Raw genomic sequence first — 11,424 nt, 5'->3', positions numbered from 1 at the left:
TACGCGCGCTCAACGCAGCTTTGCGCACAGATCGCACAGCCATTCCACGCGGTGCGCAAGACGATGCTTTCCACCATCGTCAGTGCGCCTGGTCCCAGTTGTCGCCCACCCCGCTGTCCACGGTCAGCGGAACGCGCAACTGCGCCGCCTCGGCCATGCGCCGGGTCACTTCCGGCAGCAGCGTCTCGACGAAGCCGGCATCGGCCTCGAACACCAGTTCGTCGTGCACCTGCAGGATCATGCGCGCCCGGCCGTCCTGTCCCGCCAGCCAGGCGTCGATGGCGACCATGGCGCGCTTGATGATGTCGGCGGCCGTGCCCTGCATCGGCGCGTTGATCGCGGCGCGCTCGGCGCCGGCGCGCTGCCCCTGGGTGCCCTTGTTGATGTACTCCAGGTACAGGCGGCGGCCGAACACGGTCTCCACGTAGCCCTTCTCCCGCGCCTCCTGGCGGGTGCGCTCCATGAAGTCGCGCACGCCCGGGTAGCGGGAGAAGTACAGGGCGATGTAGTCCTGGGCCTCGCCGCGGGCGATGCCCAGATTGCGCGCCAGGCCGAAGGCGCTCATGCCGTACATCAAGCCGAAGTTGATCGCCTTGGCGGCGCGGCGCTCGTTGCCGGTGACGGCCTCCAGCGGCTTGCCGAACACTTCCGCGGCCGTGGCGCGATGGATGTCGGCGCCGGAGGCGAAGGCGCGCAGCAGGCCGGGGTCCTCGGACAGGTGGGCCATGATGCGCAGCTCGATCTGCGAATAGTCGCAGGCCACCAGCTTGCGGCCGGCCGGCGCGACGAAGGCGCGGCGGATGCGGCGGCCGTCGTCGGTGCGGATCGGGATGTTCTGCAGGTTCGGGTCGGTGGAGGCCAGGCGACCGGTCGCGGCGCCGGCCTGGTGGTAGCTGGTGTGCACGCGGCCGGTCGCGGGGTTGACCATCTCCGGCAGCTTGTCGGTGTAGGTGCTGCGCAGCTTGGCCAGGCCGCGGTAGTCGAGGATCACGCGCGGCAGCTCGTGCTGGTCGGCGATCGCCTCCAGCGCCTCCTCGTTGGTGGAGGGCTGCCCGGTGGGGGTCTTGAGCACCGCCGGCAGCTTGAGCTCGTCGAACAGCAGCGCCTGCAGCTGCTTGGGCGAGTCGAGGTTGAAGCTGCGCCCGGCCAGCTCGGTGGCGCGCTGCTGCGCGGCCAGCATGCGCTTGGACAGGTCCGCGCTCTGCCGGCGCAGCTCCTGCACGTCGATCATCACGCCGTTGCTCTCCACGCGCGCGAGTACCGGCACCAGCGGCATCTCGATCTCGCGGTAGACGCGCTCCAGCCCGGGCTCGGCGGCGAGCTTGGGAGCGAGGACGCGGTGCAGGCGCAGGGTGACGTCGGCGTCCTCGGCCGCGTAGCCGGTGGCATCGTCGATGGCCACCTGCGAGAAGGCGATCTGCTTGCTGCCCTTGCCCGCCACTTCCTCGTACTTGATGGTCCGGTAGCCGAGATAGCGGGTGGCCAGCGAATCCATGTCGTGGCGGGTGCGCCCGGAATCGAGCACGAAGCTCTCCAGCAGGGTGTCGTCGGCGTAGCCGGCCACGTCCACGCCGTGGCGGCGCAGCACGTGCAGGTCGTACTTGCCGTGCTGGCCGAGCTTCTTCCTGCCCGCGTCGGCGAACAGCGGCGCGAGCGCGGCCAGGGTGCGCTCGCGGTCGAGCTGCGGCGGCGCGCCGGGATAGGTGTGCCCCAGCGGCACGTACCAGGCCTCGCCCGGAGCCACGCAAAAGCTCAGGCCGACCAGATTGGCCTGCAGCGCGTCGAGCGCGTCGGTCTCGGTGTCGAAGGCGAACTCGTCGGCGGCGCGCAGCGCGGCGAGCAGGGCCTCCAATTCCGCGTCGGTGGTGACCGCGGCATAGCGGCCGGGCGCGGCCAGCGCCGGGTCGGGCGCGGCGCCGTCGGCGACCGGCGCGGTGACGAACGCCGCGCCGCGCCGCCCGCCGCCCTTGGCCGCCGGCGCGGCCGCGTCCGTCCCTGCGCCGCCGCCATCGAGTTCGCGCAGCGCCTGGTTCATGCCGTAGCGGGTGAACAGCACGCGCAGCTTGTCGGCGTCGCGCTCGCGCAGCTTCAGCTGCTGCGGCGCCTGCGCCAGCGGTACGTCGGTCTTGATCGTCACCAGGGTACGGTTGAGCGGCAGGCGCGGCAGCGCCGCGCGCAGGTTCTCGCCGATCTTGCCCTTGATGCTTTCCGCGTTGCCGATCACGCCGTCGAGCGTGCCGTACTCGGCCAGCCACTTGGCGGCGGTCTTGGGCCCGCATTTCTCCACGCCGATGACGTTGTCCACGGTATCGCCCATCAGCGCCAGCAGGTCGACGATCTGCCCCGGGCCGACGCCGAACTTCTCGATCACCGCCGCGTCCGAATCCATGCGGCTGCCGCTCATGGTGTTGACCAGCTCGACCTTCGCGCCGCCCGGCGCCTGGCGCACCAGCTGGGCGAAGTCCTTGTCGCCGGTGGAAATGGTGACGTCGATGCCCTCGCCCGCCGCGGCCAGCGCCAGCGTGCCGATCACGTCGTCCGCCTCCACGCCGCCCACGCGCAGCAGCGGGATGCCGAGCGCCTCGACCATCTCCATCATCGGCTCGATCTGCGCGCGCAGGTCCTCCGGCATTTCGCTGCGGGTGGCCTTGTACTCGGGATAGAGCTCGTCGCGGAAGGTCTTGCCCGGCGCGTCGACCACGAAGGCCAGGTATTCCGGCTGCTCCTTCAGGTGCCCGCGCAGCATGTTGACCACGCCAAACAGCGCCCCGGTGGGCTCGCCCTGGGCGTTGGACAGCGGCGGCAGCGCGTGGAAGGCGCGATAGAGGTAGGAGGAACCGTCGATGAGGACCATGCGTGTCATGCCCCCGATTCTACTGCCGCGGCGAGACGGCGCGCGCGGGCCGCGCGCAGCCGGGCGCCCTCACTCGCGGGCAACGCCGCGGCGGCGCATACTGTGTTTCGCGAAGATCGAGGAGTCCGCCGTGAAGCGAGCCCGTGTGAGTGGAGCCCCCATCGCCCTGGTGCTGTCCGCGTCGCTGGCGCTGACCGCCTGCGCCACCCTAGGCGGCGACGCCGCCGCCGACGCCGACATCCCGCCTGACGCGGTGGCGACCACCGTGACCCACGACAACGGCGATGTGGTCACCGAGTACCGCGTGGCCGGACGCATGCGCGCGATCAAGGTCGTGCCCTCGCGCGGGCCGGCGTACTACCTGTACGACCGCAACGGCGACGGCATCGTCGACGAGCCGGGCGGCAACCCGCCGCAGACCTACTTCAAGCTGTTCGAGTGGAAGTGAGCGATGCCGCGCTCGCCGTGGCCCTGATCGGCTACGGCTTCGCCGGCAGGACCTTCCACGCCCCGCTGATCGCCGCCACCCCCGGCTTGGACTTGGCCGTGGTGGCCTCGCGCGATGCCGGCAAGGTGCACGCGGACTTCCCCGACGCGCGCGTGCTCGCCGACCCGCTGCAGGCCCTGGCCGAGCCCGACGTCGACCTGGTGGTGATCGCCAGCCCCAACGACAGCCACGCACCGCTGGCGCGGGCCGCGCTGGAGGCGGGCAAGCACGTGGTGGTCGACAAGCCGTTCACGCTGACCCTGGGCGAGGCCCGCGACCTGGCGGCGCTGGCGCACGCGCGCGGACGCCGCCTGTCGGTGTTCCAGAACCGACGCTGGGACAGCGATTTCCTGGCGGTGCGGCAGGCCATCGACGCCGGCCTGATCGGCGAGGTCGTTTCGCTGGAGACGCACTTCGACCGCTTCCGGCCCGAGGTGCGCGCGCGCTGGCGCGAGCAGGACGTGCCCGGCGGCGGCATCTGGTTCGACCTCGGCCCGCACCTGATCGACCAGAGCCTGCAGCTGTTCGGCCTGCCAAGGCGGGTGAGCGCCGACTTCGCCATCCAGCGCCCCGGCGGGCACAGCGCCGACTGGGCGCACGTGGTGCTCGACTACGGCCAGCGCCGCGCGATCCTGCACGCGAGCATGCTCAGCGCCGGCGGCAGCCACCGCTTCCTCGCCCACGGCACCCGCGGCAGCCTGGTCAAGCGCGAGCTCGATCCGCAGGAAGCGCAGCTGCTGGGCGGCATGCGGCCGGGCGCCCCCGGCTGGGGCGAGGATCCCGACCGGCTGCTGCTGTTCGACGGCGGCCCGGCGCCGCGCTCCCTGCCCGCGCCCGCCGGCGACCAGCGCCGCTATTACGCCGGCATGCGCGAGGCGATCCTGGGCGGCAGCGAGCCGCCGGTCACGCCGGGGCAGGCGGTGGCGACGATGGCGGTGCTGGAAACCGCCCTGCACGCCGCGCGCGAGGGCGCCGCGCTCGAGCTGCCGCTGACCGCCGAGGAGCGCGCGGCCTGGGGCGCCTGAGCCGCCGCCTCGTCGTCCCGGCGACAGCTGGGACCCATGTGGCTTGTTTTTTCAGCGTTTCAAAACTGCGGCAAACGGCAAAATCAAAATGGGTCCCAGCTTTCGCTGGGACGACGGCCAAAAAAGCTAGAACACTACCTGCGCCCGCACGCCCACGGTGTCGCCCGTATCCAGGCCGCGGAAATCGCCGACCTTGTTGTCGGTGCGCCAGTGCACGTAATCGAGCATCAGCTTCGCCCAGTCGTTGAGATGCCAGTTCAGTCCCAGCGTATAGGCGCGGCCCTCGCCGCCGCGCTGCGCGTCGGTGTAGTCGTAGTCGTCGTAGCGCAGCGCCACCTCGAACGCGCCCCAGCCGCCCTCGCCCACCGGATGCGCCACCTTGGTGGTGCCCCACACGCCCGAGCGCGCGCTGAAGCCGGGCTTCTCGCCGGTGATCATCCAGCCGCCGTAGATCGAGGTGGCCTTGTGCCTGACGCTGTCCACGCTGCTGGAACGGATGGTGCGCTCGCCCTGCTCGGCGAAGCCGTAGAAACTGCGGTAGACGCCGCCGACCTCGTAGCCCCAGGCGCGGTTGTCGGTGGGATCGGCGATGGAACTGGCCGACACGCGCAGGTTGTCGTTGAAGCCCAGGCCGATGCGCGAGGTGCGGTTGATGCTGACCACGTCGTCGCCGAGGTTCTCGTAGTAGTACCAGCCGCCCAGATGCACGAAGCCCTGCGCGCGCTTGATCGGGTTCCAGTGCGCGCGCACCGTGTAGGCGACCGAATCGCTCTCCTCGCCGGCATTGTCGATGTCGTCGCCGGTCACGCTCAGGCCGACATGCCAGCTCGGCCCGAACAGCTTGGCCTGCACGCCCAGGCCGTAGAAGCCGTTCACCGCCGAGGTCGCGCTCGCCACCGCGTTGCGTTCCATGAACGGCGTGCGCGTCTGCGTGGTGGCGCCCTCGATGCTGCGGTCGCGCAGCTTGTTGCCGACGTAGATCTCCAGCGGCAGCGTGCCGGCCTTGGTGTCGTAGGACAGGTAGGCGTCCTTCACCGAGACCGCGTCGTCGGCGAAATCGGCGTCGACCTTGTAGCCGAACGGTCCGATCGTGCCTTCCGCGCCCAGCCGCACCTGGCTCATCTCGGTGCCGCCGATGTTGCGGGCCTGGAACGCCGAGCCGCGCGTGGACGAGGCGTCGACCACCACGCGCCCGCGCGGGCGGAAGCTGAACTTGCCGTCGGCGCTGCGAAATTCCGGGCTGCCGTCGCGCCAGTCGACGTCGCGGCTGTGGCTGCCGGAGGCGGCGAGCTGGGCGACCTGGGTGCGCAGCTGCGCCAGTTCGGTCTGCTGGTCGGTATCGGCCACCGCATGCGCGACTTCGGCCTGCCTGGCCTCGGCCTGCGAGGTCGGCGCCGGCGCGGGTGCGCTGCCGGCGGCCAAGGCCGCGTTCTGCCGCTCCACCGCGGCCAGGCGCTGTTCCAGCGCGTCGATCTTGGCGGCCTGTGCGCGGATCAGCCGCGCCATCTCCGTCGCGCTCAACGGCGCCGCTTCCTGCGCCAGTGCCGACAGGCTCGCACCCGACAGACTCAGGGACACGACAAGGGCCAATACCCGGGGACGGATCTGCTGCATGGCGCTCTCTCAGGTTCGTGGGAGGGAAAGGCGGACGGGGCGCGAAACGTTCAGCCGCCGCCGTCCTCGGCCGCCGGCGCCGCCGCTGCCGGCGCGCCGCCGAGGAAACCGTGGCTGCGCGCCCAGGCCGCGAACAGGCGCGGCCAGGCCGACACGGTGCTGCCCGGCGCGCCCAGTCCCCAGCTGTGGCGGCCGCGTTCGAACACGTGCAGTTCGGCGGGCACGCCCGCCTTGCGCAGGGTCGTGAACATCAGCAGGCTGTGGTCGACCGCGACGATGGGATCGTCGACCGCCTGCGCCAGGAAGGTCGGCGGCGTCTTCGCATCGACGTGCGCCTCCACCGAATAGGCATCGGCAGCGTCGGCCTGCGTGGACAGCTCGCGCGCCGAGCGCGTGGTGTTCAGCGGTGGCCGCAGCGAGACCACCGGATAGATCATGCCGACGAAGTCCGGCCGCGCCGGCTGCGCGTCGGAGGCGTCCAGCGGCGGATAGAAGGCGAAGTCCGGGCGCGTGGCGACGATGCCGGCCAGGTTGGCGCCGGCCGACAGCCCGATCACGCCGATGCGCTGCGGATCGACGCCAAGCTCGGCCGCGTGCGCGCGCAGCAGGCGCATGGCGCGCTGGCCGTCCTGGAACGGCGCCTGCGCTGTCCAGCCGTCGCCCGGCAGGCGGTAGTAGAGCACCGCCGCGGTGGTGCCGATGGCCTGCAGCCATTGCGCGATCGGCCGCGCGGCTCCGCCCACCTGGATGCGGAAATAGCCGCCGCCGCCGATCACCAGCACTGCGCTGCCGTTGGGATGCGCCGGCTTGTAGATCTCCAGCCGCGGCTGCGACACGCCGCTGACCGCGCCTTCGGCGCTGCCGCCCTTGCCGACGCGCTCGGGACCGAGCGCCGGGCCGTCGGCCAGCCGCTCGGCCGGCCACAGCGCCAATGTCCGGTCGGGGGACGGGAGTTGCGCGTTCGCCTGGCCGAGCGCCGCCAGCCAGAGCGCGAACGGGATCGCGACCCAGTGCAGTTTCATCGTGTGTCTCCGTCTCTCAGGTCGGGAGCGAGGGCTCGTTGAGTTCGGGCATCGGCAGCTCGCGGCCGCCGAGCGCGGCCTCCAGCCGGTCGCGGTCGAGCGCGCCTTCCCAGCGCGAGACCACCACCGTGGCCACCGCGTTGCCGATGAAGTTGGTGAGCGCCCGGCATTCGCTCATGAAGCGGTCCACGCCGAGGATCAGCGCCATGCCGGCGATCGGGATGGTCGGCACCACCTGCAGCGTCATCGCCAGCGTGACGAAGCCGGCGCCGGTCACGCCCGCCGCGCCCTTGGAGCTGACCATCGCCACCAGCAGCAGCGCGATCTGCTGTTCCAGCGACAGATGCGTGTTGGTGGCCTGGGCGATGAACAGCGCCGCCAGCGTCATGTACAGGTTGGTGCCGTCGAGATTGAAGGAATAGCCGGTGGGCACCACCAGCCCCACCACCGACTTGCCGCAGCCGGCGCGCTCCATCTTCTGCATCAGCGCCGGCAGCGCCGCTTCCGAGGAGGACGTGCCCAGCACCAGCAGCAGCTCCGACTTCAGGTAGCGCAGCAGGCCGAGGATCGAGAATCCCGACAATCGCGCCACCAGGCCGAGCACCAGCAGCACGAACAGCAGCGAGCCGATGTAGAACGAGCCCACCAGCCAGGCCAGGTGCGTCAGCGCGCCCAGGCCGTACTTGCCGATGGTGAAGGCGATGGCACCGAAGGCGCCGATCGGGGCGAACTTCATCAGGATCGCCACCAGGCGGAACACCGGCCAGGTCAGCGCCTCGAGGAACTTCAGGATCGGCTCGCCGGCCTTGCCGACCTGGGCCAGGGCGATGCCGAACACGATGGCGAAGAACAGCACCTGCAGCACCTTGCCCTCGGCGAAGGCGCCGACCACGGTGTCGGGGATGATGTCCATCAGGAAGGCGACCAGGGACATCTTCTCGGCGATGGCATGGGCGTCGCTGGCGTACTTGGCGACGTCGCCGGCGCCGGCCTTCAGCTCCTCGGGGTTGATGTTCATCCCCGCGCCCGGCTGCACCACGTGCGCGATCACCAGGCCGATCACCAGGGCCAGCGTCGAGAGCACCAGAAAATAGGCCATCGCCTTGAGCATCACCCGGCCGACCGCCTTCATGCTGGTCATGCTGGCGATGCCGACCACGATGGTGAGGAAGATCACCGGCACGATGATCATCTTCACCACTTTGATGAAGGCATCGCCCAGCGGCTTGAGCTGCACGGCGAAGGCCGGCTCGAAGTGGCCGAGCACCGCGCCGAGCACGATGGCGACGATCACCTGGAAGTACAGGTGGCGATAGAACGGCACCGGCGCGGGCGGCGCGGCGGCGGCGTGATCGGTCTTCAGCATGGAGCCTCCCTCGACGGCGGCGCGATGCCGCGGCCCGATGCGCCACGTTGTACCCCCGGGCGACGCACATCGGCCATAACACATTGGTACTAGCCGCATGGGAACCCGCCGCCGCGCGGCCCGCGGCTGTGCCAGGATGGCGCATCGCAACATCCGCCGCCCCGCTCCGCCGATGCCCGCCCCTCCGCTCCCGCGCCGCGCAACGCTCCGCAAGGCGATCCCGATCGCGCTGCTGCTGCTGGCGATGACCGCCACGGCGGCGCTGGCGGCCTGGTTCGCCTGGACGCGCGCCGCGCAGCGCGACGGCCTGCGCCTGGCCTCCCAGCTGGATCTGCGCGCACAGGCGCTGCAGGGCATGATCGACCGCTACCGCGTGCTGCCCACCGTGCTGGCGCTGGACCCGCAGCTGCGCCAGGCGCTGTCGCAGTCCCCCGGCCGCGCCGATGCCGCCCTCGACCGCACGCCGCTCGACCAGAAGCTGCTCAACCAGAAGCTGGAGCGGGCCAACGGCGCCACCCGCGTCTCCACGCTGACGCTGATCGACCGACGCGGCATCGCCATCGCGGCCAACAACTGGCGCGAGGCGAGCAGCAACGTCGGCATCGACTACCGCTTCCGCCCCTACTACCAGCAGGCCATGCGCAGCGGCACCGGCCTGTTCTACGGCATCGGCTTCACCACCGGCGTGCCCGGCTACTTCATCGCCGAGGCGGTGCGCGACGACCAAGGGCGCGCGATCGGCGTGATCGTGGTCAAGATCACCTTCGAGGCGATCGAGCGCGAATGGGCCAAGGCGCCGGAATGGCTGATGCTCAGCGACGCCCACGGCATCGTCTTCCTCGGCAACCGCGACGCGCTGCGCTATCGCGCGCTGCACGCGCTGGCGCCGGCCGAGCGCGACGCCCTGGCCGCCACCCGCCAGTACCGCGCCGAGCAGCTGCGGCCGGCGCGGCTGCGCCTGCTCGACCGCGACGACCAGGGCACCGAACGCGTGCGCATCGACGCGCCGCCGATGCCCGGCACCTGGCTGATGCGCACCCGCGCGCTGCCCGAGCAGGCCTGGACGCTGCACGCGCTGCAGGACACGCGCGGCGCCGCGCTCGCGGCGCGCTCGGCCGCGGTGGTGACCCTGCTGGCCTGGCTGCCGCTGCTGCTGCTCGGCCTGTTCCTGCGCCAGCGCGTGCGCCTGGCGCGGCTGCGCCAGCGCAGCCGCGAGGAGCTCGAACGCATGGTCGCGCACCATGCCCAGGCCCTGCGCAGCGCCCAGGACGGGGTGGTGCTGGCCGCGCACCGCGCCGCGCAGGGCCAGAACGCCAGCCTCGAGCACCTGCCGCACGGGGTGAGCGTGGTCGACGCGCAACTGCGCGTGGTGGCCTGGAATTCGCGCTACCAGGACATCTTCCGCTACCCGCAGGAACTGCTGGAGATCGGGCGCCCGATCGAGGACATGCTGCGCTACAACGCGCGCCGCGGCTGGCTCGGGCCGGGCCCCGCCGACGAGGCGGTGCGGCGCCGTCTGGGCCATCTGCGCAACCGCCAGCCGTACCTGCACGAGCGCGAGCTGCCCGACGGCATGGTGCTGGAGATCCGCGGCAACCCGCTGCCCGACGGCGGCTTCGTCACCAGCTACGCCGACATCACCAGCTACAAGGCCACCGCGCGCGAGCTGCGCACGCTCGCCGACACCCTGCGGCGGCGCGTGGCCGACAGCACCCGCGACCTGCGCCACGCCAAGGCCGAGGCCGAGGACGCCAACCGCTACAAGGGCCGCTTCGTCGCCGCGGCGGTGCACGACCTGCTGCAGCCGCTCAACGCCGCGCGCATGCTGCTCGGCGCGCTGCGCGAGCGCCTGCAGGGCGAGCCGCTGGCGCTGGCCGAGCGCATCGACCAGTCGCTGGAGGCGCAGGACGACCTGCTCGCCAGCCTGCTCGAACTCTCGCGCCTGGACACCGGCGCGCTGCAGCCCAAGATCGAGCCGGTGCCGCTCTCGCCGCTGTTCTCGGCGCTGGCCGCGCAGTTCTCGGTGATCGCGCAGTCGCGCGGGCTGCGCCTGGACTGGGTCGATACCCGGCTGACGGTGCGCAGCGACGCGCTGCTGCTGCGGCGCGCCCTGCAGAACCTGCTCTCCAACGCCCTGCAGTACACCCGCGAGGGCGGCGTGCTGCTCGGCTGCCGGCGCAGCGGCGACCGGGGCGAAGGCATGCACGTGCGCATCGAGGTCTGGGACACCGGCATCGGCATCGCCGAGAGCAAGCAGGCGGCGATCTTCGAGGAGTTTCGCCGCCTGGACAGCGGCGTGGACCGCGACCGCCGCAACGCCGGCCTCGGCCTGTCGATCGTCGAGCGCATCGCCCGTCTGCTCGGGCACGAGGTGGGCCTGCGCTCGCGTCCCGGGCGCGGCAGCGTGTTCTCGCTGCGCCTGCCCTTGGCCGAGGCGGCGGCGGCGGCGATCATCGCGCCCGTTCGCCAGGGCGCCGCCGCGCCGTTCGCGGGTCGCACCGCCTGGGTGATCGACGACGACCGCGATGGCGCCGGCGCGCTGCGCACGCTGCTGGAAGGCTGGGGCTGCCGGGTCGAGACCGCGCACGATCGCGACGGCGCGATCGCCTTGCGCGATGCGCGGCCGCGCCCGGACCTGCTGCTGCTCGACTACCAGCTCGGGGAGACGCTGGGCACCGACCTGCTGCCTGCGCTGGCGGGCGCCTGGGCATCGCCGCCGCCGACCGTGGTGGTTTCCGGCGCGCGCGAGGCCGGGCTGCGCGAACGCCTGCTGGCCGAGGGCCTGCACTTCCTGCCCAAGCCGGTGGCGCCGGCGGCGCTGCGCGCGCTGCTCTCGCAGCTGCTGCTGGCAGCGCGCGGCGCCGGCCAGTCCTTCTGATGTCGTCATCCCTGCGCCACAGTCGCGTCGTCAACGCGGCTAGACCGGAATCCGGTGACTTCCGTTCAGGACACCACGGTCCTGAGAAAGGCGCTGGATTCCTGCTTTCGCAGGAATGACGGATCCGCGCCCATTCCGCCGCCGCGATTCCACCATCGATTTCACCGTCACGATCCAC

Annotated in this window: 7 protein-coding genes; 3 read left to right on the top strand and 4 right to left on the bottom strand. The window is 71.7% G+C overall.

Translation table 11 applies throughout. The annotated features are described in order from the left end of the window. Positions 1 to 79: 79 nt before the first annotated feature. Positions 80 to 2,863: a DNA polymerase I gene (gene polA / locus MD221_RS06550; RefSeq protein WP_242108744.1), complete on the bottom strand. Its 2,784-nt coding sequence runs from the start codon at positions 2,861 to 2,863 to the stop codon at positions 80 to 82. A gap of 121 nt (positions 2,864 to 2,984) precedes the next feature. On the opposite strand from polA, the gene MD221_RS06545 reads away from it, so the two are divergent. Further along, entirely contained in the window at positions 2,985 to 3,302 is a 318-nt protein-coding gene (locus MD221_RS06545; RefSeq protein WP_425602221.1) for a DUF2782 domain-containing protein, read from the top strand. Further along, the gene (locus MD221_RS06540; RefSeq protein WP_242108742.1) at positions 3,299 to 4,366 is read left to right on the top strand and encodes an oxidoreductase; all 1,068 of its coding nucleotides are present in this window, start codon (positions 3,299 to 3,301) and stop codon (positions 4,364 to 4,366) included. The genes MD221_RS06545 and MD221_RS06540 overlap by 4 nt, the downstream gene beginning before the upstream one ends. A 126-nt stretch (positions 4,367 to 4,492) precedes the next feature. Here the strand turns inward: MD221_RS06540 and MD221_RS06535 are convergent, their stop codons facing one another. From MD221_RS06535 to MD221_RS06525, 3 genes are read right to left on the bottom strand one after another with little or no spacing between them, the layout of a single operon-like run. Further along, entirely contained in the window at positions 4,493 to 5,980 is a 1,488-nt protein-coding gene (locus MD221_RS06535; protein ID WP_242108740.1) for an OprO/OprP family phosphate-selective porin, read from the bottom strand. Between the two features lie 50 nt (positions 5,981 to 6,030). Then, positions 6,031 to 7,002 (bottom strand): alpha/beta hydrolase, encoded by a 972-nt coding sequence (locus MD221_RS06530; protein WP_242108738.1) that lies wholly within the window; start codon positions 7,000 to 7,002, stop codon positions 6,031 to 6,033. 16 nt (positions 7,003 to 7,018) lie between these two features. Further along, on the bottom strand, positions 7,019 to 8,368 hold the full coding sequence (locus MD221_RS06525) for a dicarboxylate/amino acid:cation symporter (protein ID WP_242108736.1): 1,350 nt from the start codon (positions 8,366 to 8,368) through the stop codon (positions 7,019 to 7,021). Positions 8,369 to 8,540: 172 nt separating this feature from the next. Between MD221_RS06525 and MD221_RS06520 the strand changes: the two genes are divergently transcribed. Continuing rightward, on the top strand, positions 8,541 to 11,246 hold the full coding sequence (locus MD221_RS06520; protein WP_242108734.1) for a hybrid sensor histidine kinase/response regulator: 2,706 nt from the start codon (positions 8,541 to 8,543) through the stop codon (positions 11,244 to 11,246). Positions 11,247 to 11,424 lie beyond the last annotated feature (178 nt).

Origin of the sequence: Luteimonas aquatica, from assembly GCF_022662575.1 — a bacterium.
Classification (GTDB): domain Bacteria; phylum Pseudomonadota; class Gammaproteobacteria; order Xanthomonadales; family Xanthomonadaceae; genus Luteimonas; species Luteimonas aquatica.
Note: the sequence above shows the minus strand (reverse complement) of the source record. Positions and strands in the feature narration are given on the sequence as shown.